The following is a 24848-nucleotide window of genomic DNA, read 5'->3' as shown; positions in this document are numbered from 1 at the left end:
AAGGCCGCCGGTCGCAGGCAAATGCGACACCGAAGCGGCGCCTTTCGAAAGCTGCTCCTGCATGAAATTACACGTTGTGATAGCAAAGACATCGAGGAAATGCAGGCTGTTAAGGAAACTTTAGCGCAGCTGCATTTATGATTCCTGCAAGCGAAAGTCGTGTTGGGGACGCGCCATCGCATTTAAGGTTCCGAGTCAAATCCCCGCGAGCGACTCCCGGCGGAGGCAGGTCTGCGGTCGCACTGAAGGGGCAGTGAACACGATATGCAGCCGGCAGCCATTCCGACTGACAGGAACACCGACATCGCCAGCACCGTCGTGGGGACGATGCGTCAGCTCGGCGTGCTCGGACTGCCGCGCAACTACGAAATCTTCTACGAGGCACTCACCGGCAGCAATCACGAGCTCAGCCTTGCCGTTGTCTCGTTGAGCAATCGCCCGACCCAGGAGGACCTCGACGGCATCGGGCGCGCCTTCTTTCCCCAGCATCATGGTCCGGCCATCGTCGAGCATGCCCGCGAGATGGTCGCCAACGAGCTCGAGGACATCGCCGCGCTGTTGCGCAGCGAGCGTTCGCATATCGAAAAGTATGGCCGAATTCTCGATGAGACCTCGACCGGCCTCAGCAACCGCAGCCTGCTTTCGCAGGAAATCCTCCAGAAGATCGCCGGCGCGATGTCTGCCGCCACCAGCTCGACGATCGACCATGGCCGCCAGGTCGCCAGCACGCTCAGTGAAAAGACGGCCGAGCTTGAAAGCGTCAAGTCGAAGCTCGAGGAATACAAGCGGCTTGCCGATACCGACCCGCTCACGCAGCTGTGGAACCGCCGCGCCTTCGACAAGGAGATCACCCGGATCTACAACAGCGATCGCGGCATCCTGTTCAACGCCTTGATCCTAGCGGATATCGATCATTTCAAGGACATAAACGACCGCTACGGCCATCCGGTCGGCGACAGGTTCCTGCAGATCATCGCCGAGATCTTCCAATCCAGCGTCCGTTCCGACACGTTCGTCGCGCGCACCGGTGGCGAGGAGTTCGCGTTTATCGTCGAGGGCGCCAGCGAGGAAGCCACATGCGAGATCGCCGAGCGCATCCGCGCGCTGATCGAGCAGACCCCGTTCACCAGCAGCCAGACCGGCATGAACTACGGCACCGTTACCGTGTCGCTGGGCATCTGCATGGCCTCGGAGGCGGAAAACCCTGAAGATCTCTATGCCAAGGCGGACCGGGCGCTTTATCGCTCCAAGGTCGGCGGCCGCAACCGTGTGACAAAGCACTCGGCTACGGCCGGCCGGGCCGGCAAAGGCTGGCTGCTTTACAAGAAAGACTGACACTGCCCTTTCCAGAAGAATTTTTGTGGACTATATTTTCCACAGAAATGAAAGGGTGCACTCATGCAACGTCCAGTCGCGGCCGCGACGGCGGCCGAAAACGCCGTTATCACCAAGGCCACGCTGCGCGCGGCCGATCTGCTCGACATCACCGCCAGGACGCTCGCTTTGGTCATCGGTGTGTCGGAAGCAACGGTCTCGCGCATGCGCCGGCAGGAATTCCTGCTTGAACGGGGCACCAAGCCGTTCGAGCTGGCGGTGCTGTTCGTCCGCCTGTTCCGCTCGCTCGACGCCATCGTCGGCGGGGACGAGACCGTTGCCCGGGCCTGGCTGAAGAACCCCAACACCACGCTCGACGGCACGCCGCTCGAAAAAATCCTGACGATTGCCGGACTTGTCGATGTCATTGCCTACCTGGACTCCCGGCGCGCTCTCGTCTGAGGCCGTCAGGCTCGACGGCAAGTACTGGCGCATGGTCGAGGCGCAGCACCGCGTCTCGACCCTCAAGCTCGTTGATACGCTCGACGAGCAGTCGCTGCTGGAAGACCTCATCGAGGCCACCAAGCCGCATATCCCGCTGGAGTGCCGCCACCTCCATTACCTGTTGTCGACGCCTTTTCGCTATGGCTCCGTCTATCCATACGGCTCGCGTTTTCGCCGCGCCGGCAAGACCAAAGGCGTCTATTATGCCGCCGAGACAGTGCTGACGGCGGTGGCGGAAATGGCCTTCTACCGCTTGCTGTTCTTTGCGGAGTCGCCGGCGACGCCATGGCCGAACGACGCAGCGGAATACACTGCCTTCGCTGCCGCGATAAAATGCGACCGCGCGATCGACCTGACACGGCCGCCGCTCGACCGCGACGAGAAGGCCTGGACCCAGCCTACCGACTACACCGCCTGCCAGGCGATCGCCGATGTCGCGCGCGAAGCCGAGTTGCAGGCGATCCGCTATCGCTCGGTGCGCGATCCCAAGGGCGCCAACATCGCGCTGTTGACCTGCAAGGGCTTTGCCAAGGCCAGGCCGCTGGAGCCGCAGACCTGGCGCATCCGGATCGGCTCTTTCGGCCTGCAGGCGATCTGCGAATTCCCGGAGAAGAGGCTGGAATTCTCACGCGCTGCCTTTGCGGACCCAAGGCTTGCCGGAATGCGCTGGGAGCGCGGCTACTGAACTCCGAAGACTGTATCGAGATTCAGGGTCAGGACGAGCCGAGAATGGTGGCCTCCGAGAACCGGCCTACACCGGCCGTAGCCTTCATGGAGGGAGACACTTATGAGGGCTCCGGCCGGCGAAGGCCGGAGCGGAGCGTACTTCAAATACTTGAGCACCGGAAGCGCAGGAGGCCACCATTCGCAGGCCGACCTCACCTGAATATCGATACAGTTTTAGGCCAGGATGTTGACGGCCCGTGCCGCCACCAGCGCGATCGTCAGGAGCGAGATCATCGCTTCGGCCATCATCAGGAGCTTGGCGCGCTGCGTAAGCGGCAGAGTGTCGGTCGGCGAGAACGCCGTGGCGTTGGTGAAGGCCAGGAAGACATAGTCGACGAAGCCCGGCAGCCAGCCCTGTATCTCGCGATCGGGCAGCGTCATTTGCGGGAACAGGAAGTCGGCCTGCGCGCGCTTGACGAGGCCGCAGGTCGGCGGACCGCCGCGATCGGTGCTCCAGAACCACAGCGCAAAGACGATCACATTGGTGACCCAGATGTTGAGCGCATCGACGAGCAGCGTCGTGCCGGCGCCGGCATGCCCTTCCAGCAACGCCCGCACCAGGAAGACCAGCGATCCGCAATTCATGATGCTGATGACGCCGGTCATTACCAATGCCGTGCGGCGGATATAGAGGCGCAATCGGCCGATCGCGTACCAATGCTCATGGTCGACGGCCTTGCGGGTGGCCATCTGCGTCCATGCCGTCGCGATCGACAGGGGCGCCAGCAGCGCCGCCTCGACCGTCGGGGCCAGCCAGCGCGGGCCGAAGGACAGGTTGTTGATGACCAGAAGCTGCAGGCAGATGATGACGAGAACCGCCGCGCGCGCCGACCAGAAGTCGAGCCCACGGTGATGGATGACGGCGTGCTGGTGACGCATGGAGGCACCTGAATGGCTGGAGCATGATGCCGAAAGCGGAAAGCGGTTTTCGGACGGCACCATGCACTCTGGAACCGCGGCGCTCCGAACAGCGGGCCGGCTCAGGCAACCATCAGCCGGCGGGTCCTGCCCGAAGCGCCGGCGGTGGGTTCCATTGCAATCTTGGTTTTACAATGTTGCGGAAGAATACATTTTCGTAAGCTTTTGCTATCGGACTGTTCAGCAATCCACCGGTATGATTTTAGGCCCGCATGTCGAGAACCACGGAATCCGTTCATCTTTGGCCGCCGGCAATCGCCGCGGAAGGCAATCTGCCTTCGATCTGGAACGGCTTGGTCCGGCACCCATGGCGATTGCTGGCGCTTTTATGCCTGACGCAGATCGCTTGCTGGACCGTCATGCCGGCGATCGTCAATGTTGGGCCGCCTCGCGACGTCGTCGAGGGGTTCATGTGGGGCCGCGAATGGGTGCTGTTGACCTATAAGCACCCGCAGCTCCCGTGCTGGCTGCTCGAGATCAGCCATCTCCTGACCGGCTCGTTCCGCTGGCCGCAATACATGCTGTCGCAATTGATGGTCTCGACGACTTTCGTCCTGGTCTATCTGCTTGCGCGCGACATCATGGGCTCGACCCGCGCGCTCGCCGCCGTACTGTTGATGCCCTCGATCTACTTCTTCGGCTGGCCCACCCCGCAATTCAACCATGATTACGCGCAGATGCCTTTCTGGGCGGCAATCTCATGGCTGTTGTGGCGCTCGGCGCGCGACGGACGGCCGGCCTGGTGGCTCGCCCTCGGCCTCGTTTCCGGCCTGGGACTCTATGCCAAGCTCTCGACGGCTTTGCTGCTCGCCTTCGGCGGCATCTGGATCTTGTACGACACCCGTGCTCGAAGCCGGCTTGCCACCCCATGGCCGTGGCTCGGCCTCGCAGTTTTTCTTGGCGTCGCGGCGCCGCTGGCAATTGAGCTTGTTCGCCTCGATTTCCTGCCGTTGACCTATGCTGCGAATCGCAACGCCTGGGTGCTCGCCAACCGCGCCCGGCTTTACTATATCGGCGTTCAGCTTGCCGGGCTTGCCGCTCTTCCGGTCGTTCTTGCTCTTTCCGGCCTGCTGCGACGGCAGGCCGCCCCCGCACAAGACCCCTTACTGACCCACCCCGCCCCCGAGCGCCGCGCGGTCGTCTACCTGGCATGGATGGGCCTGGGGCCGGCGCTCCTGATCATGGTCGCCTCGCTGTTTACCGGCACCGGCGAGTCCTGGGGCGCGACGATGTACAATCTCGTCGGCGCCCTGGCGATCGCGCTTCTGGGCCAGCGACTGGGACCTGTGGAATTGCGCCGGCTGATGGTGCTGGCCTTGCTGTGCGTGGTCGGCGTATCGAGCGCCTATGCGGTGACCCGCTGGACGGGTTGCAACGTCCTCGGTCGCCTGCAGCCGATGTGCTGGCCGGCACGATCGATCTCGCAGACGGCCGAGGCGATCTGGCATGAGACGGTGCCAGGACCATTAGGCATCGTCGGCGGCGAGGACGGCGTGGCCCAGCTTGCCGGGCTGGAAGCTGCGGACCAGCCCTCTATCTTCACGACTCTCGACAGGCGCCTTGCCCCCTGGATCACGGACCAGCGGCTGCGGGATCAGGGCATGCTGCTGGTGTGGCCGACCCATTGGAGGCTCTCCCCGCAACAGCAGGCGTGGATTGCCGGCCTGCCGGTCAAGACAGTGCCGTTCGACTGGTCGCTCAAAGCACCGCCCTTGCAGATCAGCTTTGCCGTCATTCCGCCCGGCAGAGCCAATTTCCCGGGCGACCCGCCCGGACCGCCCGATCCAGATTGAAGTTTATCAGCCCGACGTCAAGAGGCGCTGGCGTTGCCGCCAGCGCCTCCAATGATGGGCGTCAAGTCTCTGTTCAGGCGTTGGCGGCTTGCTTGTGCTGCACCGGATGGCTCTTCTTGAGCAGGTCCGACACCAGGAAGGCGAGCTCGATCGCCTGGTCGGCGTTGAGGCGCGGATCGCAATGGGTATGGTAGCGGTCCTGCAGGTCCTCCGCCGTGATGGCGCGGGCGCCGCCCGTGCATTCCGTCACGTTCTTGCCGGTCATCTCCACATGGATTCCGCCCGGATGCGTGCCCTCGGCGCGGTGCACCTCGAAGAAGGTCTGCACTTCCTTGAGGATGCGGTCGAACGGCCGCGTCTTGTAGCCCGCTGCCTCGATCGTGTTGCCGTGCATCGGGTCGGACGACCACACGACGTTGCGGCCTTCCTTCTTCACAGCCCGCACCAGCTTCGGCAGGTGCTCGGCGACCTTGTCGGAGCCGAAGCGAGCGATCAGCGTCAGCCGGCCCGGCTCGTTCTCGGGATTGAGCAGATCGATGAGTTCGATCAGGCCATCCGGCGTCAGCGACGGACCGCATTTCAGACCGAGGGGATTCTTAATGCCGCGGCAATATTCGACATGCGCATGGTCCGGCTGGCGGGTGCGGTCGCCGATCCAGATCATATGGCCGGAGGTTGCGTACCAGTCGCCGGAGGTCGAATCGACGCGTGTCAGCGCTTCCTCATAGCCAAGCAGCAGCGCCTCATGGCTGGTGTAGAAATCGGTCTCGCGCAACGCGAAGTTGGTTTCGGACGTGATGCCCACCGCGCGCATGAAATCCATCGTCTCGGTGATGCGGTTGGCGAGCGATTCGTATTTTTCTCCCTGCGGGCTGTCGGCGACGAAGCCCAGCATCCAGCGATGCACGTTCTCAAGGCTGGCATAGCCGCCCTGCGCGAAAGCGCGCAGAAGGTTGAGTGTCGCGGCGGACTGGCGATACGCCATCTCTTGGCGCGCCGGATCCGGAATGCGCGAGGAGGCGTCGAATTCGATGCCGTTGATGATGTCGCCGCGGTAGCTCGGCAGCGTCACGCCGGCCTTGGTCTCGTTGTCTGACGAGCGCGGCTTGGCGAACTGGCCGGCGACGCGGCCGACCTTCACCACCGGCTGCGCGCCGGCGAAGGTGAGCACCACCGACATCTGCAGGAAGACGCGGAAGAAGTCGCGGATGTTGTCGGCGCCATGCTCGGCAAAGCTCTCGGCGCAGTCACCGCCCTGGAGCAGGAAGGCTTCGCCGGCGGCTACGGCCGCCAGTTGCTTCTTCAGCTTGCGCGCCTCGCCGGCAAAAACCAGGGGCGGATAGGTTGCAAGCCGCGCTTCCGTGGCTTGCAAAGCCCCAAGGTCCGGGTAGGCCGGGACCTGCTTGATCGGCTTTGCTCTCCACGAATTCGGCGACCATTTCGTCATCGCTGCACCCAACGCCCTTCCAGAGCAACTCCAGGAAAAATGTGAAAATTTCCGCCCGGAATTGCGTCAAACAAACCGGCGAGCGTGCTTGCCCACCATTCCAGCCTCGATACGAGGTCGCGGCTCCTTACACGAAGCCGATTACCTATTCTAGCCGGGTTTTTCAGTGGTGGCGAATGCGTTGAGCTGCTCGGCTTCCCAATGGGGACGTCGTCAGGCGGCTTTGTCGACCAATCTTGCCAACTGGGTCATGACAACAGCCGAGCCGGCGAGCCGCTTCTCCGCATTCGGCCAGTCGCGGATGAAGACGACGCTGTGATCGGCCCTGATCTTGGCCAGCGAGCCCTGTTCGCCGATGAACTTGACCAGCCCGACCGGATTGGGGAACTCGCGCTTGCGGAAGTGGACGACGACGCCCTTCGGGCCGGCATCGAGCTTCTCGACATTGGCCTTGCGGCAGAGCGCCTTGATGAAGACGATCTTCAACAGATGCGTCACCTCTTCCGGCAGCGGCCCGAAGCGGTCGATCAGCTCGGCGCCGAAACCGTCGATCTCCTCGGTGGTTTCGAGGTCACCCAGGCGGCGGTAGAGCGCCATCCTGAGCTGCAGGTCCGGCACGTAGCTTTCCGGGATCATCACGGCCGTGCCGACCGCGATCTGCGGCGACCAGCCGCCGTCCTGCGCTTCGCCCGTGTCCTTCACCTCGGCCACCGCCTCCTCCAGCATCTGCTGGTAAAGCTCGAAACCGACCTCCTTGATATGCCCCGACTGCTCTTCACCAAGCAGATTGCCCGCGCCGCGTATGTCGAGGTCGTGGCTGGCGAGCTGGAAGCCGGCGCCGAGGGTGTCGAGCGACTGCAGCACCTTCAGCCGGCGCTCGGCCGTGTCGGTCAGCTTGCGGTTCGCCGGCAGCGTGAACAGCGCATAGGCGCGCACCTTGGAGCGGCCGACGCGGCCGCGCAGCTGGTAGAGCTGCGCCAGGCCGAACATGTCGGCGCGATGTACAATCAGCGTGTTGGCGGTCGGGATGTCGAGGCCGGATTCGACGATGGTCGTCGACAGGAGCACGTCGTACTGGCCGTCGTAGAAGGCGTTCATGATATCGTCGAGCTCGCCGGCCGGCATCTGGCCATGCGCGACCGCCACTTTCAATTCCGGCACGGATTCCTTCAGGAAATCATGGATTTCGGCCAGATCGATGATACGCGGCACGACGTAGAAGGAATGGCCGCCGCGATAGCGCTCGCGCAGCAGCGTCTCGCGGATGACCAGCGGATCGAAGGGCGAGATGAAGGTGCGCACAGCCATGCGGTCGACCGGCGGCGTGGCGATCAGCGACAGCTCGCGCACCCCGGTCAGCGCCAGTTGCAGCGTGCGCGGGATCGGCGTCGCCGACAGCGTGAGCACATGCACGTCATTCTTGAGCTCCTTCAGCCGCTCCTTGTGCTTGACGCCGAAATGCTGCTCCTCGTCGATGATCAAAAGCCCCAGATTCTTGAACGAGATCGAGCTACCGAGCAGCGCGTGCGTACCGACGACGATGTCGACCGTACCCTCGGCAATGCCTTTCTTGGTTTCGGCCAGTTCCTTGGAGCCGACCAGGCGCGAGGCCTGCGCGATGCGGATCGGCAGGCCTGAGAAGCGCTGCGAGAAGGTCTTGAAATGCTGGCGCGACAGCAAGGTCGTCGGCACGACGACCGCCACCTGGAACCCTTCCATGGCCGCGATGAAGGCGGCGCGCAGCGCCACTTCCGTCTTGCCGAAGCCGACATCGCCGCAGACCAGCCGGTCCATCGGCTTGCCGGCGCCGAGATCGTCCATGACCGCGTCGATCGCCGTCTGCTGGTCGTCGGTCTCCTCATAGGGGAAGCGCGCAGCGAACTCGCCATAGAGTCCCTCGGCCGGGATCAGGGCCGGCGCCGCGCGCATCTGCCGCTCGGCGGCGATGCGGATCAGCTGCCCGGCCATGTCGAGCAGGCGCTTCTTCAGCCTTGCCTTGCGCGCCTGCCAGGCGCCGCCGCCCAGCTTGTCGAGCGTCGCCTCAGCCGAATCCGAGCCATAGCGCGAAAGCAGCTCAATGTTTTCCACCGGCAGGAAGAGCCGGTCGTCGCCCGCATAGTGGATCTCGAGACAGTCATGCGGCGCGCCCACCGCCTCGATGGTGCGCAGCCCGACGAAGCGGCCGATGCCATGGTCGGCATGGACGACGATGTCGCCTGCCGACAGCGACGATGCTTCGGCGATGAAATCGGAGGCCTTCTTCTTGCGCTTGGAACGCCGAATGAGCCTGTCGCCGAGGATGTCCTGCTCGGCGACGACGACCAGATCGTCGGTCTCGAAGCCGGATTCGAGCGGCAGCACGGCAAGGCCTGCCTGCCCCGGCTCCAGCTTTTCGACCTCGGCAAGCGTCGCGACAGGTTTCAGATTGCCGAGATGGTGCTCCGCGAGAATTTGCCCGAGCCGGTCGAGCGAGCCTTCAGTCCAGCCGGCGACGACGACGCGGCGATGCGCCGCGCGTTCGTCGGCAATGTGTTTTACGACGACGTCGAAGACATTGATGTTCGGGTCGGCGCGCTCCTCCGCGAAACTACGACCCTGCCGCGAGCCGCCATGGAACACCTTTTTGCCACCGACGTCCGGCGCGTCGAAAACGGTGAAATCGATGTCCTCGCGCGGACCGAGCGACGCCTTGAGGTTTTCGGGCGAGAGGTACAGCAGATCCGGCGCCACCGGTTTGTAAGGTATGGCATCCTTGAGCGCGCTGTCGGCCTGTTTCCGCCGCGCCTCGTAATGGTCGAGGATCAGCGTGTGCCGCTCGGCCAGCGCCTCATGCGCCAGATGGTCGAAGACCACAGGCGCATCCGGCAGATAGTCGAACACCGTTTCCAGCCGCTCGTAGAAGAAGGGCAGCCAGTGCTCCATACCGGCAAAACGGCGGCCTTCGCTGACCGCCGCATAGAGCGCGTCGTCGCGCGAGGGCGCGCCAAAGGCTTCGATGTAAGAGCGGCGGAAGCGGCTGATCGTCTCCGGCGTCAGCGCCACCTCACTCATCGCCTGCAGCGACATCGACTTGCGCTGCCCGGTGGTGCGCTGGGTCGCCACGTCGAAGACGCGGATCGATTCCAGCGTATCGCCGAAGAAGTCTAGCCTGAGCGCCTCGCTCCACCCGGGGGCGAAGAGGTCGAGGATGCCGCCGCGCACCGCGAATTCGCCGAGGCCACGCACGGTCGGCACGCGCTCGAAGCCGGAGATCTCGAGCCGCGCGATCAGCGCGTTCATATCGATCTGGTTGCCGGGTCGAGCATGAAACGTCTGCGCTTCGATCAATTCGGCCGGCGGAATGCGCTGCAGCAACGCATTGGCGGTGGTGAGGATGACGGCGCGATGTGGCTTCTTGGCCAGCGCGATCATGGCCGAAAGCGCATCGAGCCGCCGCGCGGCGGCATCGGCGCCGGGCGACACGCGATCGTAAGGCAGGCAGTCCCATGCCGGCAGTTCCAGCACCGGCAGGCCGGGCGCGGCAAAGGCGAGCGCCTCGATGATCGCCGGCAGCCGCTGGCCGTCGCGGGCGACGAACAGCACCGGCTTGTCGGGCGCGATCTCCTGCGCGGTCCGCACCAGGGCGAAGGCTTCGTAGCCGTCGGCGACGCCGTCGACGATGAACTGGCCGGCGCGGCCCTTGGGCAGGCCGATTGTAGGGATAAGGCTCATGGATAGGCGTTTTTCAAAATGTCATGGTTAGGCGCGACGCCAGGATCTTTTGCAGCACCGCACAATCGATATCGGGCGGAACCGGGCGCTCGCCGGTGACCATCGGGAAAAAATCGGTGTCGGGAATTTCGAGAAGTCTCTCATATTGGTCGATTTCATCGCCGGTCAAGACGCCGATCTCGGCATCGGCGAAGGAACCGAGGATCAGGTCCATCTCGCGCATGCCGCGGTGCCAGGAGCGGAACAGGAGCTTGCGGCGGCGAGCGTCCAGCCCCTCGCTTGATCGCTGTGTTCCGGTCATCTCGCCGCATCCCTGTCCAAAGCGGCGCATATAGCGTGGATAGAGAGCGGTGTCAGCCTTTGCGCTGCCCTCGTCGCGACATAAGCTGACACGATGCGTCCCACCATCCTCGATCCCCTGTTCGTCCCGATCACTTCGCTTGCCGGCGTCGGTCCGAAAGTCGGTTTGCTGATCGAGCGCGTGGTGCCGGCCGATCTCGGCGATCGCGCCGCGCGCGCGGCCGACCTTTTGTTCGTGCTGCCCAACAGCGTGATCGACCGCCGCAATCGGCCCGGCATCGCGCTGTCGGCCGAAGGCCAGATCGTCACGCTCGAAGTGCGGGTCGACCGCCATCAGCCGCCACCCCGCGGCAACAGGTCGGTTCCATACCGCGTCTACGCCCATGACGACACCGGCGAGGTCGCGCTGACCTTCTTCCATGCTCATGCCGCCTATCTGCAGAAAATGCTTCCCGAAGGCGAGCGTGTGGTGATCTCGGGTCGCATGGAGTGGTTCAACGGCCGCCCGACCATGGTCCATCCCGACCATATCGCGCCGATCGATGAGGCCGAGGGGCTGCCGCTGGTCGAGCCGGTCTATCCGCTGACTGCCGGCCTCTCGGCAAAGGTGCTGCGCCGCGCCATCGGCCAGGCGCTGGGGCGCCTGCCGGAACTGCCGGAGTGGCAGGACGACGCCTTTATGCGCCGCCACACCTTCCCGGCCTTCGGCGACGCGCTCGCCCGCATCCAATATCCGAAGGACCCGATCGACGTTGCCGTCGAAGGCTCGGCCTGGCGACGCCTTGCCTATGACGAATTGCTGGCCGGGCAGGTTTCGCTGGCGCTGGTGCGGGCGAGAATTCGCCGCCTCTCGGGCCGGCCGCTCACCGGCGATGGTCGCATCGTCGAGAAATTGCGCGCCGCCCTGCCCTACAAGCTCACCCCCAGCCAGGAATTCGCGCTTGGCGAGATCAACGCCGACCTCGCCGATCCCGAACGCATGCTGCGCCTGCTGCAAGGCGACGTCGGTTCCGGCAAGACCGTGGTGGCGCTGCTCGCCATGGCGCGCGCGGTCGAGGCCGGCGGCCAAGCCGCGCTGATGGCGCCGACCGAGATCCTGGCGCGCCAGCATCTGGCGACCATCGCGCCACTGGCGGAAAAGGCCGGCCTGCGCCTTGCCATCCTGACCGGGCGCGAGAAGGGCCGCGAACGCACGGAGACGCTTGCAGGTCTTGCCGGCGGCGCGATCGACATCGTCGTCGGCACGCATGCACTGTTCCAGGAAAGCGTGACGTTTCACGACCTGGTGTTGGCCGTCGTCGATGAGCAGCACCGCTTCGGCGTCCACCAGCGGCTGGCCATCACCGCCAAGGGCGACGCGCCGGACATGCTGGTGATGACGGCGACCCCGATCCCGCGCACGCTGGTGCTGACCGCCTTTGGTGACATGGACGTCTCGAAGCTCACCGAAAAGCCGGCCGGCCGGCAGCCGATCCGCACCGTCACCTTGCCGATGGAGCGGCTGGATGAGTTGGTCGGACGCATGCTCGATGCCGTCGCCGATGGCCAAAAGATCTACTGGATCTGCCCGCTGGTCGAGGAATCCGAAGAGATCAAGCTGATGTCGGCGGAGGACCGTTTTGCTTCGCTGAAACCGCTCTTCGGCGATCGGATCGGCCTCGTGCACGGCCGAATGAAGGGTGCGGAAAAGGACGAGGCGATGCGCGCCTTCAAACAGGGCGAAACCCGCATCCTCATCGCCACCACCGTCATTGAGGTCGGTGTCGACGTGCCCGACGCCACGATCATGGTCATCGAGCATGCCGAGCGCTTCGGCCTTGCCCAGTTGCACCAGTTGCGCGGCCGGGTCGGGCGCGGTGACAAGCCGTCATCCTGCGTCCTGCTCTACAAGGAGCCGCTCGGCGAGACGGCAAAGCGCCGGCTTTCGGTGATGCGCGAGACCGAGGATGGGTTTCGCATCGCCGAGGAGGACCTGAAACTGCGCGGCGAAGGCGAGCTGCTGGGCACCCGCCAGTCCGGCACGCCAGGCTTCCAGGTGGCGCGCCTCGAGTTTCATGCCGATCTGCTCGAAGCTGCGCGTGACGACGCACGGCTGATCCTGTCGCGCGACCCGGAACTGCAATCCGAGCGCGGCGAAGCGCTGCGGCTGCTGCTTTACCTATTCGGCCGCGACGAGGCAGTGCGGCTGCTGCGCGCCGGCTGAGCGGCGAGCGGCGGATTGGCGAGCGATCCTTCGACCGGTTCGCCATTCAGTGTCACCAGCTTGGCCTTGACTTCCGGCGCCACCATGCCGGCAGAAACGATCAGCTTGGCGCCGTCCTCGATCGACATGTCGAGCGGCACGATCTCGGATTTGTGCACATACATCAGGAAGCCGGTAGTCGGGTTGGGCGTGCAGGGCATGAAGACCGCGATCAGCGGATCGCCTTCCTGGTCGAGCTTCTGGTTGATCTCCGTTTCCTTGTCGTTGGCGACGAAAACCAGCGACCAGACGCCTTTGCGCGGATATTCCACCAGGCCGACCTGGCGGAACATGTCACCCTTGTTCGACAGCACCGTCTCGAAAATCTGCTTCAGCGATCCATAGATGCCGCGTACCAGCGGCATCCGGCCAAGCAGCCGCTCGCCGAAATTGACGATGGCGCGGCCGACGATGTTCGCCGTCAGGAAGCCGATCAGCGTGATCAGCACCAGCGCCACGATCAGCCCGAAGCCTGGAACCGGAAATGGCAGATAGCTGTCGGGATTGTACCGGGCCGGGATATAAGGCTTTACCCAGGAATCAACCCAGCCGATCAGCGACCAGGCGATATAGACCGTGATCGCCAGCGGCGCGCAGACGATGAAGCCGGTCAAGAAATAGTTCCTTAGCCGGGTCATGCCAGAGGTCTTCAGGGCGTCGGACATGAGTTCACCGCGGCGCAGGTTGCAACGCTGAGACTAGTGAACAGCGAGCCGGTTTGGAACTGCGAAGTTTTTAAAGTGCGGCCTCCTGCTGAGGCAGCATACCCAACCTACTCCACCGTCACCGACTTCGCCAGATTGCGCGGCTGGTCGACGTCGGTGCCCATGAAAACGGCGGTGAAATAGGCCAGCATCTGGATCGGCAGCGCATAGATGATCGGCGAGATGATCTCCGGCACCTCGGGCAGGATGATCGTCTCCATCGTCTTGATGCCGGCCTGCGCCGCGCCCTTTTTGTCGGTGATCAGGATGATCTTGCCGCCGCGCGCCGCCACTTCCTGCATGTTCGAGACGGTCTTTTCGAAGATGCGGTCATGCGGCGCAATCACGATCACCGGCATGTTCTCGTCGATCAGCGCGATCGGCCCGTGCTTGAGCTCGCCGCCGGCATAGCCTTCGGCGTGGATGTAGGAGATTTCCTTGAGCTTCAGCGCCCCTTCCATGGCCAGCGGGAAATTGGTGTCGCGGCCGAGATAGAGCACGTCCTTGTAGCGCGAGAGCTCGCGCGAGATGCGCTCGATCTGCTCGTCGAGCTTCAGCACCTGGGTGGCGTAGCGCGGCGCTTCGGAAAGCTCGCGCACCAGCTGCTTTTCCTGATCGGGCGAGATTGTGCCGCGCGCCACGCCGGCACGGACCGCGAGCGCAGCCAAGACGGACAGCTGGCAGGTGAAAGCCTTGGTCGAGGCAACGCCGATCTCCGGCCCGGCAAGCGTCGGCAGCACGACGTCGGATTCGCGCGCAATGGTCGATTCGCGCACATTGACGACAGCGCCGATCTTCATGCCGGCCTTGCGGCAATAGCGCAGCGAGGCCAGGGTATCCGCGGTCTCGCCCGACTGCGAGATGAAGAAGGCGGCATCATTGGCCGAAAGCGGCATCTCGCGGTAGCGGAACTCGGAGGCGACATCGATATCGACCGGCAATCGCGCATAGCGCTCGAACCAGTATTTCGAGATCAGCCCGGCGAGATAAGCGGTGCCGCAGGCCGAAAGCGCCAGCCGGCCGATCTTGGCGAAGTCGAAGGGCAGGTCGAGCGGCTTCGACTTGCCCGAAACGAAATCCACGTAATTGGCCAGCGTATGCGAGATCACCTCCGGCTGCTCGTGGATTTCCTTTTCCATGAAATGCCGGCGGTTGCCCTTGTCGACCATGAAGCTGGTCGACAGCGACTGCTGCCGCTTGCGGTCTACCTTGTTGCCGTCGATGTCATAGATGGTGACGCCGTTGCGGCGCACTTCCGCCCAGTCGCCGTCTTCCAGATAGGTGACCGCATTGGTGAAAGGCGCCAGCGCGATGGCGTCGGAGCCCAAAAACATCTCGCCCTCGCCATGGCCGACGGCCAGAGGCGGGCCGTTGCGGGCGCCGACGATCAGGTCCTCGTCGCCCTTGAACATGATCGCCAGCGCGAAGGCGCCCGAGAGGCGCCTCAGCGCCGCATGCGCGGCTTCCACCGGCCTCAGCCCCTTGGCGAGCTCGCGCGCCACAAGATGCGCGACGACCTCGGTGTCGGTTTGCGAGGAGAAGGAGTAGCCGTCGCGGGTGAGCTCGTCGCGCAATTCGGCGAAATTCTCGATAATGCCGTTGTGGACGATGGCGACGCCTTCGGAAAAATGCGGATGCGCGTTGGTCTCGTTGGGCACGCCATGCGTCGCCCAGCGCGTGTGGCCGATACCGATCGTGCCGTCGAGCGGCTCGTCCTTCAGCCGGCGCTCAAGATTGATCAACTTGCCTTCGGCGCGGCGGCGGCCGAGCTCGCCCCTCTCGATAGTGGCGACGCCGGCCGAGTCATAGCCGCGATATTCAAGCCGCTTCAGCGCATCGACGATGAGCGGCGCGACCTGCTCTCGGCCCACGATTCCAACGATACCGCACATGGCGCTGCCCCCGATTCCCAGCAAAAAACCCAGCGTTATCTATGGATTGCCGGGCCGTCGCGAAAGTCACTTTGCGTTTCGTTCCGTGTTAACCGGAACCCTGTTCGAAGACCACCATGGCAGAGGGCCATTGCGATCCAGTTACCGCAATTGCTCGGTTTTTCGGCCGCTCAGCGCCGGAGCGTGCACGCGCATTGCCGTTCGTCTCCGCTATAAGGTGCTGCTGCGCTGGCGAATATCATTCGCCGCGGCGGTGCGTCATCCTCCAAATGACGATCCACGCTGGCCCGCGCTGCCGCTGTTCTTCCTGATCCTCAGTCCCTGCCAGCCTATTCGGCAGCCTTCTTCCGCGCCGCGGCGGCCGAGGCCAAGCGTTCGCGCAATTCCTTGCCCTTGCCCGGAATCGTCTTCTGGCGCGCGCGGCCGAAGGCCAGCGCGTCGTCGGGCACGCTTTCGGTGATCACGCTGCCGGAAGCGATGTACCCGCCCTTGCCGATCGAGACCGGCGCCACCAGCGAGGAGTTCGAGCCGACAAAGGCGCCCTCGCCGATATCGGTGAAGAATTTCGAGTAGCCGTCATAATTGCAGGTGATGGTGCCGGCGCCGATATTGGCCGCGGCACCCACGCGTGCATCGCCGATATAGGTCAGGTGGTTGACCTTGGCGCCCTCTTCGATCGTCGCCTGCTTGACCTCGCAGAAATTGCCGACCTTTGCCTTGTTTCGAAGGTCCGCGCCCGGCCGCAGCCGGGCGAATGGCCCGACATCGCAATTTGAGGCGATCGTTGCGCCCTCGATATGGCTGAAAGCATGGATCTTGGCGCCCGATGCGATCTTAACGCCCGGCCCGAACCAGACATTCGGCTCGACGAGCGTATCGGCGCCGATCTCGGTGTCGTGCGAGAAATAGACGGTTTCGGGCGCGATCAGCGTAACTCCGGACAGCATCGCCTCGCGCCGGCGGCGCGCCTGCCAGATCGCTTCCGCCTCGGCGAGCTCGGCCCGGTTATTGATGCCGAGCGCGCTTTCAAAACTCGCCTCGGTGGCGACCACGTTGAGCCCTTCCGCGCCGGCGATCTCGACGATGTCGGTGAGGTAGAATTCGCCCTTGGCGTTCTTGTTGCCGACCTGGTCGAGCAGCCGCAGCGCATGCTTGCCCGCCACCGCCATCATGCCGGCATTGCAGAAGCCGATTTTCTTCTCGTCATCGGAACAATCTTTCTCCTCGCGGATGGCGATGAGATGACCGCCCTTTTCAATCAATCGGCCGTAGCCGGCCGGGCTTGGCGGACGGAAGCCGATGACCGCGACGGCGGCACCCTCCGCCAGCTTCTGCCGCGCTGCGGCCAGCGCCTGCGCATCGATCAGCGGCGTGTCGCCGAACATCACGAGAATATCGTCATAACCATTTGACACCGCTTCACGCGCGGCAAGGACCGCATGCGCAGTGCCGAGCCGCTTCTCCTGCACGAAAGTCTCCGCCTTCGGCGCGAATTTCTGCACCGCCTTGCGCATCTCGTCTGCGCCGTGGCCGATCACCAGCGCCACGCCGGTCGCGCCGGCAGCCTCAGCGGCTTTCACGACGTGAGCCACCATCGGCAGGCCGGCAATGGCATGCAGCACCTTGGGCATCGCGCTTTTCATGCGCGTGCCTTCGCCGGCGGCGAGGATGACGGACAGGCAGGATCTTTGGCTCATAAGGGCAACCGTACGAAAAGCGTTTGAATCAATGCATGCTAGCAGTGCCGCTCATGCTGCACCAATGCGGTTAAATTCCGGTGAGACGGCAAAGCCAAGTCTCCGAGCGCGAACGTCGGGTGTGATGCCGATACAAAAGCACCGCCACGGTGGCGTCAGCCGGTTACACAGGTCAGGAAATATCCCCGGCCTGCTGGGGGTGCTGCGTCGCAAGCGGGATAGCGAAATCTCGTGAAGGCAAGGCCGAGCTGCGTTTTCCGTTCCATATCGGCGAGGGGCGGAGACTGGGAGAGATGGATACCATGCGCGTGGCGCGTCTGGAAGTTGGCGGGACATGGACGCGGAGCGGCACGCGTGCAGGCGCTTGGCCGAGCGGTGCGATGACCGCGCGGCGCCACCTCGCTGCGATCCTGGCTTGCGACGTGGTCGGTTATTCGCGCCTGATGGAGCGCGACGAGCGCTGCACGCTCGAGCGGCTGAAGATCTACCGCAAGGACCTCCTCGAACCGCTGGTCTCCGAGCATCAGGGTCGGATCGTCAAGCTCACCGGCGACGGCATGCTGTGCGAATTCTCGAGCGTCGTCAACGCGGTGACCTCGGCGATGGCGATCCAGCGGACCCTGGCAGAACGCGAGGCGGAGACCCCCGAGGAAGAGAGGATTCGCTTCCGCATCGGCGTCAATCTCGGCGACGTGGTTTGCGAGGAGGACGGCGACCTCTACGGCGACGGGGTCAACATCGCCGCCCGCCTCGAAAGCGTCGCCGATCCCGGCACCGTTGTCGTCTCGGGCACCGCCTACGACCACCTTCAGGGCAAGCTCGACTGCGGCTTCACGCCGCTCGGCGAGCTGCGCCTCAAGAACATCGAGCGGCCCGTGCGCGCCTACCGCGTCGAGTCCGACGCCAGCGCTGCCCCGCCTCCCCTGCCCGAGAAACCCTCGATCGCGGTTCTGCCTTTCACCAACATGAGCGGCGACCCCGATCAGGAATACTTCGCCGACGGGCTGGTGGAGGACATCATCACGGGATTGAGCCGAGTGAACTCCTTCTTCGTGATCGCCCGCAACTCGTCCTTCACCTACAAGGGCCGGGCGGTGGACCTGCGCCAGGTCGGGCGCGAGCTGGGCGTCCGCTACGTGCTCGAAGGCAGCATCCGCAGGGCAGGATCGCGGGTGCGTATCAGTGGGCAGTTGGTGGACGTGATCAGCGGACACCATGTCTGGGCCGACCGCTTCGAGGGCGATGTGTGCGACATCTTCGACCTGCAGGACAAGGTGACCGAGAGCGTCGTCGGCGCTGTCGAGCCGAGCATCCGGCTGGAGGAAATCAAGCAGGCGCGCATGAAGCCGACCGACTACATGAGCGCCTACGACCTCTACCTTCGCGCGCTGCCGCGCTTCTACAGCATGACGCGCGAAGGCTTCGCCGACGTGCGTCGGCTCACCAACGAGGCGCTCAGCATCGACCCCGGCTTCAACTTGGCGAAGGCACTCGGCGCCTATATCCGCAGCATATCCGTGAGCCAGTGCTGGCACGAGCCCGAGGATACCCGGGTCGCCACGCGCATGGCGCGCGAGGTACTGGCGGAAGCGCGCGACGACCCCACGAGCCTGCGCTTCGCCGCGCAGGTGATCGCCTACAGCGCGAAGGACTACGAGATGGCGCTGGCCACGATCGAACGATCCCTGCTGCTCAATCCCAATTCGGCGCAGGGCCATACGAGCTGCGGTTGGGTCAACGCACATTCCGGCCGCCCGCTCGTCGCGATCGAGCACTTTCATAGGGCGATGCGGCTGAGCCCGGTCGACCCCGAGAAGGGCATCGCGCTCTCGGGCATCGGGATGAGCTACCTGATGCTCGAGCGCTACGAGGAAGCGCTGGCATGGGGAGAACGCGCGCTGCAGGAGATGCCGAACTACGGCTCCTCGCACCGGGTGGTGATTATGGCGCTGGTCAAACTCAACCGGCTGGAGGAGGCGCGGGCGGCGGCGCGGCGGCTGATGGAGGCGTTCCCGACCTACACGCTCACCCTGCAGAGACAGATCAACCCATGGCAGGACAAGGTGTTCGGCGAGCGTTACGTCGAGGCGCTGGGCATCTCCGGCGTGCCGGAGTGATCGTCGCGGCGGAAATTCCGGTGAGACGGCGGAGCAGGTGACTCGATGGTTGTCTGAACATAGTGGTCGCCCCAGGTCTCCAGCACGACCATCTGGATAGATTTGATTTTTCGGAAAGCAACCCGCTAGCCAGAGTAAAATCATGGCGTTTGAGTCAACCCAGCAAGACCGGCGACCAAAAAAGAGGCGAGCAGGTAACCGACAAGAGCATGTACAGCAAAATAGCCGATCTGCCAGCCGCGGAGACGTTCACGACCAGGATCATCAAAAAACTCGGCAAATTCTTTGTTTAACTCCACAATCGGCAACAGATGATCGATACTCACCCCTGTGCACCACATTATCCCTTTGCGGCGTCCGCTCTTCGAGGCGAACAATACTACCGCGCCCAATGCAGCAAACAGAACTACCCAATACAAGACGCGGAAAAGCCCCGATCCGACCCCATAGGCGATCGCGTACTTAAGCACGCCGAGACCAATTGCCTCGACATACGCTCCATCCCTTACATCTGTAGTTAATTCTCGATCTCTGGCTGCAACTAGTATCGCGTCCGCGCTTTCGGCTTCTCCCGATGCGCGAAGCACAGCTGCCAATTGACGATAAGGTTGAGGAGAGAACGGCTCGGCCCGACCAAGGAGATGAACATACCAGCACGGGTTCCTGCCCAACATCGAAGCTCGATCATCAGATCCAAGTTGGTCATAGGAAAAGCCACGAAGGTCAAGCTGATCCGGCCACTCCGAGCCTACTTCACACGCAGGACGAGAAGCGTCTTGAACGGAGCTACCAACGACCCTCGCGTGTGTTCTTGTTAGCTTCAAAATTGCGCCACTTTTCCATTTTGGGGGGCTGATTCCCGCCGCCAATACGCAATTCGTTTCCGACTGTCGACGACGACAGGTCTAAGCCGGGCAGAATAGTACCTTCGCTAATGTCGATCGTGCCTGCGACGTTGGCATTTGTCATGCTTGGGACCACTTAAATGTTGATCCGCGGAGCAGAAAGGAGCCGTTTACCTGGCTGCTGACAGAGATATGGCATTTGGCCGGAGTCTGGTCGGCCAATTCTTGCATACCGCTGAGAACCATCTGTCGCTGACAACGATGACGCGATCACGTCTGCAGGCAAGATTGGTGACGGTGTCTAGACCGCTCCATGGGCGCCGGTCGCAATTAGCATGTGACCAGTTAGCCAGAAGAACGGGGGCACAGCAGCGGAATAAGATGCTATTTCTATAGCAAATTTTATAGCAAATTATGGAACACGAGATAGAGGGCACAGGACCCTTCGATGCTGATCTCTACAACGGGTTCACAGCTCGACTCTCTGCCAGCAACTAAACTACCCCAGCCGCCCCAGCGCCGGGAAATTCTCCAAGAGCCAATACGACGCGCTTTGCACACCTCCGGTGAGGAAAAACACGCCGGCGATGACCAGCAGCGCGCCGATCGCCTTCTCGACGCGGCCGAGATGGACGCGGAATTTGCCGAGGAAGCGCATGAAGGCGCCGGAAAACAGCGCCGCGATCAGGAAGGGAATGCCGAGGCCGAGCGAGTAGGCGGCGAGCAGAAGCGCGCCTTCACCCACCGTCTCGCGCCCGCCGGCCAACGTGAGGATCGGGCCGAGCACCGGTCCGATGCAAGGCGTCCAGCCGAAGGCGAACGCCAGCCCCATGACATAGGCGGCGATCATGCTGGCGGGCTTGCCCTGCGATTGGAAGCGCGCCTCGCGCGACAAGAGCGGAATGCGCAATATGCCGAGGAAATTCAGACCCATGACGATGATCAGCGCGCCAGCCACCATCGCCAGCGGCTCCTGCCAGACGCGCAGCAGCCGCCCGATGGTCGAGGCGCCGGCGCCGAGCGCCACGAACACGGTGGAAAAGCCGAGCACGAAGGCCAAAGAGGCATAAAGCAGCGCTCCGCGCGCGCCCTCCTTCGCCGTGACGCTCTGATTGCCGCGGAAATCGTCGACGGAAACACCGGCCATGTAGCAGAGATAGGGCGGCACCAGCGGCAGCACGCAAGGCGACAGGAACGAGATCGCCCCTGCCCCGACCGCGCTGACATAGCCGATGTCCAATGCCATCCAATGAGTCCCGATTATGCTGGCGTCGATATAGCGATGCGGGCACGCCCCTGCCAATCACCATTGTGTGGCACGTCGCCGCTTGACGCAGGAAGAAACAGGCATCCCAACGCGTTGACCGAACAAGCGCGCGACTGCCGCGCGCTTGTTTCAGGGAGACTATCGTGAAAGCAATCGCAGTCGGGTTTGCCACCCTACTGCTGGGCACCGCCGTATCCCAGGCCGCCGAAGCCTGGAAGGAAGCCGCAGCGGGCGGCACCAAGATCTATACCGACGCCAAGGGCATGACGCTCTATACTTTCGACAAGGACGAGAAGGGCAAGTCCAATTGCTATGACAAATGCGCCGCCAACTGGCCGCCGCTGAAGGCCGAGGCCGGCGCCAAGGCGGACGACGAATGGACGGTCGTCAAGCGCAAAGACGGCACCAAGATGTGGGCCCATGACGGCAAGCCGGCTATACCTTCGTCAAGGACAAGAAGGCCGGCGACATGACCGGCGAAGGCGTCGCCGGCGCCTGGCACGTGGTCAAGGCCGACTGAGGCAACGCTGTTGAATGCTCCGGCGCCGGCTCCCTCGACCGGCAGCCGGTTGTCTTTTACGGTCGTCCGCCCGGTTCGAGGCGTGCATACATCCATCCCCAAAAAATGTGATCTTTGCCATACACTCAAAGAGTGTATCGTCCGCGGCCGCTTCCCAAATTGGCCGCTTCCCCTTGACCGATTGCAAAAGCACGGCCATGTGAGCGACGAAAAAGAGTGGGATTTCGTCGTGCGTCGCGGAGTTCTTCCGCCACCTCACAGCTGATTAAGAGACCTCATGGACGTCGTCGTCGTCGAATCGCCGGCCAAGGCGAAGACAATCAACAAATATCTGGGCAAGAACTATAAGGTCCTGGCCTCGTTCGGCCATGTCCGCGATCTGCCGGCCAAGGACGGCTCGGTGCGGCCCGACGAGGACTTCGCCATGTCCTGGTCGGTCGACACCGCGTCCGGCAAGCGCCTCGCCGACATCGCCAAGGCGGTCAAGGATGCCGATGGGCTGATCCTCGCCACCGACCCGGATCGCGAGGGCGAAGCGATTTCCTGGCATGTGCTGGAAGTCCTGAAGCAGAAGCGCGCGCTGAAGGACAAGCCGGTCAGCCGGGTCGTCTTCAACGCCATCACCAAGGCCTCGGTGCTCGATGCCATGGCCCATCCGCGCCAGATCGACGCGCCGCTAGTCGACGCCTATCTCGCCCGCCGCGCGCTCGATTATCTCGTCGGCTTCACGTTGTCGCCGGTGCTGTGGCGCAAGCTGCCGGGCGCCCGCTCTGCCGGCCGCGTCCAGTCGGTGGCGTTGCGCCTGGTCTGCGACCGCGAATCCGAGATCGAGCGCTTCATCCGCGAGGAATACTGGCAGATCGCCGCCATCCTCGGCACCCCGCGCAACGACAGTTTCGAGGCGCGGCTGACCGCCTTTGCCGGCAAGAAGCTGCAGAAGCTCGACATCGCCAACAAGGCGCAAGCCGACGACATCAAGGCGATGCTCGAAGGCGCGACCTTCAAGGCATTGTCGGTCGAGGCCAAGCCGACAAAACGCAATCCCGGCCCGCCCTTCACCACCTCGACGCTGCAGCAGGCCGCCTCGTCAGGCCTGGGTTTCTCGGCCAACCGCACCATGCAGGTGGCGCAAAGACTCTATGAAGGCATGGATGTCGGCGGCGAGACCGCCGGCCTCATCACCTATATGCGGACCGACGGCGTGCAAATGGCGCCGGAGGCGATCGAGGCTGCCCGCAGCGCCATCGTCAGTGAGTTCGGCGCCAAATACCTGCCCGAAAAGCCGCGTTTCTACACCACCAAGGCAAAGAACGCCCAGGAAGCGCATGAGGCGATCCGCCCGACCGATTTCAAGCGCACGCCGGCTTCCGTTCGGCAGTATCTCGATGCCGACCAGGCCCGGCTCTACGAGCTGATCTGGAAGCGCGCCATTGCCAGCCAGATGCAGCCGGCCGAGATCGAACGCACCACAGTCGAGATCGAGGCCGTCAACGGCGCCCGCACTGCGGAGCTGCGCGCGATCGGCTCGGTCGTCCGCTTCGACGGCTTCATTGCCGCCTATACCGATCAGAAGGACGAGGACGCCGAGGACGAGGAGAGCCGCCGCCTGCCCGAGATCCGCTCCGGCGAGCAGCTTGCCCGTCAGGCGATCAACGCGACCCAGCACACCACCGAGCCGCCGCCGCGCTACTCCGAGGCGTCGCTGATCAAGAAGCTGGAAGAGCTGGGCATCGGCCGGCCATCAACCTACACCGCGATCCTGAAGACGCTCGAGGACCGAGACTACGTCACCATCGATCGCCGCAAGCTGGTGCCGCAGGCCAAGGGCCGGCTGCTCTCGGCCTTTCTCGAAAGCTTCTTCGAGCGCTATGTCGAGTACGACTTCACGGCCTCGCTTGAGGAGAAGCTTGACGAGATTTCCGACGGCAAGCTCGCCTGGAAGGACGTCCTGCGCGACTTCTGGAAGGATTTCTCCGGCGCCGTCGACGACATCAAGGAACTGCGCGTCGCCGACGTGCTCGATGCGCTCAACGAAGAGCTCGCGCCCTTGGTCTTCCCGGAGCGCGAGGACGGTTCCAACCCGCGCATCTGCCCGAAATGCGGCACCGGCAATCTCTCGCTGAAGCTCGGCAAGTTCGGCGCATTTGTCGGCTGCTCCAACTATCCCGAATGCTCCTACACCCGCCAGCTTGGCGACGCCGCCAATCCCAATGGCGAGAACGGCAATGGCGAGGACGGCGTCAAGCTGCTCGGCAAGGATCCTTACACGGCCGAGGAAATCACGCTGAGGAGCGGCCGTTTCGGCCCCTATATTCAGCGCGGCGAAGGCAAGGAGGCCAAGCGGTCGAGCCTACCCAAGGGCTGGACGCCCGAGTCGATCGACCACGAGAAGGCGCTGGCGCTGCTGGCCCTGCCGCGCGATGTGGGAAAACATCCCGAAACCGGCAAGATGATCTCGGCCGGCCTCGGGCGCTATGGCCCGTTCGTGCTGCATGACGGCACCTACGCCAATCTGGAGAGCATCGAGGACGTGTTCTCGATCGGCCTGAACCGCGCCGTCTCGGTGATCGCCGAGAAGCAGCAGAAGGGCAAGGGCGGCCGCAATGGCGCCACGCCGGCGGCCCTGAAAGAGCTTGGCGACCACCCCGATGGCGGCGGCAAGATCGTCGTGCGCGACGGCAAATATGGTCCCTACGTCAATTACGGCAAGGTCAATGCGACGCTGCCCAAGGGCAAGGACCCGCAATCGGTGACGGTGGAAGAGGCGCTCGCCCTTATCGCTGAAAAGGAAGCCAAGGGCGGAGGCGGCAAAAAGCCCTTCCGCAGGGCGGCGAAGAAGGGGTAGCAGGAC

At 63.6% G+C, this 24848-nt stretch carries 16 protein-coding genes and 1 pseudogene; 8 read left to right on the top strand and 9 right to left on the bottom strand.

Annotated features, from left to right (window positions below):
* Nucleotides 1–264: 264 nt before the first annotated feature.
* From O7A05_RS15975 to O7A05_RS15965, 3 genes are all read left to right on the top strand, one after another.
* Nucleotides 265–1335, top strand: coding sequence for a diguanylate cyclase domain-containing protein (locus tag O7A05_RS15975; RefSeq protein WP_337094021.1), 1071 nt, complete (start codon nt 265–267; stop codon nt 1333–1335).
* Nucleotides 1336–1398: 63 nt separating this feature from the next.
* Complete coding sequence (locus O7A05_RS15970) at nt 1399–1776, top strand: antitoxin Xre/MbcA/ParS toxin-binding domain-containing protein (RefSeq protein ID WP_027166494.1); 378 nt, start codon at nt 1399–1401, stop codon at nt 1774–1776.
* Nucleotides 1736–2503 carry an RES family NAD+ phosphorylase gene (locus O7A05_RS15965; RefSeq protein WP_337094020.1) on the top strand — a complete coding sequence of 256 codons (768 nt, stop codon included), beginning with the start codon at nt 1736–1738 and terminating at the stop codon, nt 2501–2503. Before O7A05_RS15970 ends, O7A05_RS15965 begins: the two co-directional genes overlap by 41 nt.
* A 215-nt stretch (nt 2504–2718) precedes the next feature.
* Here O7A05_RS15965 and O7A05_RS15960 read toward each other — a convergent pair whose 3' ends face one another.
* Nucleotides 2719–3423, bottom strand: a complete 705-nt coding sequence (locus O7A05_RS15960) for a hypothetical protein (RefSeq protein WP_337094019.1) — start codon at nt 3421–3423, stop codon at nt 2719–2721.
* A 251-nt stretch (nt 3424–3674) separates the two neighbouring features.
* Here O7A05_RS15960 and O7A05_RS15955 point away from each other — a divergent pair, with 251 nt between their 5' ends.
* Complete coding sequence (locus O7A05_RS15955) at nt 3675–5255, top strand: glycosyltransferase family 39 protein (RefSeq protein ID WP_337094018.1); 1581 nt, start codon at nt 3675–3677, stop codon at nt 5253–5255.
* A 73-nt stretch (nt 5256–5328) separates the two neighbouring features.
* Here O7A05_RS15955 and O7A05_RS15950 read toward each other — a convergent pair whose 3' ends face one another.
* From O7A05_RS15950 to O7A05_RS15940, 3 genes are all read right to left on the bottom strand, one after another.
* Entirely contained in the window at nt 5329–6702 is a 1374-nt protein-coding gene (locus O7A05_RS15950; RefSeq protein WP_337094017.1) for a class II 3-deoxy-7-phosphoheptulonate synthase, read from the bottom strand.
* 213 nt (nt 6703–6915) lie between these two features.
* Nucleotides 6916–10413 (bottom strand): transcription-repair coupling factor, encoded by a 3498-nt coding sequence (gene mfd / locus O7A05_RS15945; protein WP_337094016.1) that lies wholly within the window; start codon nt 10411–10413, stop codon nt 6916–6918.
* A 13-nt stretch (nt 10414–10426) separates the two neighbouring features.
* On the bottom strand, nt 10427–10714 hold the full coding sequence (locus O7A05_RS15940) for a succinate dehydrogenase assembly factor 2 (RefSeq protein ID WP_337094015.1): 288 nt from the start codon (nt 10712–10714) through the stop codon (nt 10427–10429).
* A gap of 93 nt (nt 10715–10807) precedes the next feature.
* Here O7A05_RS15940 and recG point away from each other — a divergent pair, with 93 nt between their 5' ends.
* Entirely contained in the window at nt 10808–12916 is a 2109-nt protein-coding gene (gene recG / locus O7A05_RS15935; RefSeq protein WP_337094014.1) for an ATP-dependent DNA helicase RecG, read from the top strand.
* On the opposite strand, the gene O7A05_RS15930 is transcribed toward recG, so the two are convergent.
* The 3 genes from O7A05_RS15930 to glmU form a co-directional block, all read right to left on the bottom strand.
* On the bottom strand, nt 12868–13620 hold the full coding sequence (locus O7A05_RS15930; protein ID WP_337094013.1) for a DUF502 domain-containing protein: 753 nt from the start codon (nt 13618–13620) through the stop codon (nt 12868–12870). The genes recG and O7A05_RS15930 overlap by 49 nt on opposite strands.
* A 107-nt stretch (nt 13621–13727) precedes the next feature.
* Entirely contained in the window at nt 13728–15551 is a 1824-nt protein-coding gene (gene glmS / locus O7A05_RS15925; RefSeq protein WP_337094012.1) for a glutamine--fructose-6-phosphate transaminase (isomerizing), read from the bottom strand.
* Nucleotides 15552–15880: 329 nt separating this feature from the next.
* A complete protein-coding gene (gene glmU / locus O7A05_RS15920) occupies nt 15881–17248 on the bottom strand; it encodes a bifunctional UDP-N-acetylglucosamine diphosphorylase/glucosamine-1-phosphate N-acetyltransferase GlmU (RefSeq protein WP_337094011.1) in 1368 nt (455 codons plus the stop codon).
* A 293-nt stretch (nt 17249–17541) separates the two neighbouring features.
* Here glmU and O7A05_RS15915 point away from each other — a divergent pair, with 293 nt between their 5' ends.
* The gene (locus tag O7A05_RS15915; RefSeq protein WP_337094010.1) at nt 17542–19365 is read left to right on the top strand and encodes an adenylate/guanylate cyclase domain-containing protein; all 1824 of its coding nucleotides are present in this window, start codon (nt 17542–17544) and stop codon (nt 19363–19365) included.
* Nucleotides 19366–19505: 140 nt separating this feature from the next.
* Here the strand turns inward: O7A05_RS15915 and O7A05_RS15910 are convergent, their stop codons facing one another.
* Nucleotides 19506–20039 carry a hypothetical protein gene (locus O7A05_RS15910; protein ID WP_337094009.1) on the bottom strand — a complete coding sequence of 178 codons (534 nt, stop codon included), beginning with the start codon at nt 20037–20039 and terminating at the stop codon, nt 19506–19508.
* A 670-nt stretch (nt 20040–20709) separates the two neighbouring features.
* Nucleotides 20710–21456, bottom strand: a complete 747-nt coding sequence (locus tag O7A05_RS15905) for a cytochrome c biogenesis CcdA family protein (RefSeq protein WP_337094008.1) — start codon at nt 21454–21456, stop codon at nt 20710–20712.
* Between the two features lie 164 nt (nt 21457–21620).
* Here O7A05_RS15905 and O7A05_RS15900 point away from each other — a divergent pair.
* Nucleotides 21621–21997 (top strand): annotated as a pseudogene (locus O7A05_RS15900) (COG4315 family predicted lipoprotein).
* A gap of 277 nt (nt 21998–22274) precedes the next feature.
* Entirely contained in the window at nt 22275–24842 is a 2568-nt protein-coding gene (topA, locus tag O7A05_RS15895) for a type I DNA topoisomerase (RefSeq protein ID WP_337094007.1), read from the top strand.
* Nucleotides 24843–24848: the final 6 nt, after the last annotated feature.

The organism is Mesorhizobium argentiipisi (SeqCode) (assembly GCF_037179585.1).
Classification (GTDB): Bacteria; Pseudomonadota; Alphaproteobacteria; order Rhizobiales; family Rhizobiaceae; genus Mesorhizobium; species Mesorhizobium argentiipisi.
Note: the sequence above shows the minus strand (reverse complement) of the source record. Positions and strands in the feature narration are given on the sequence as shown.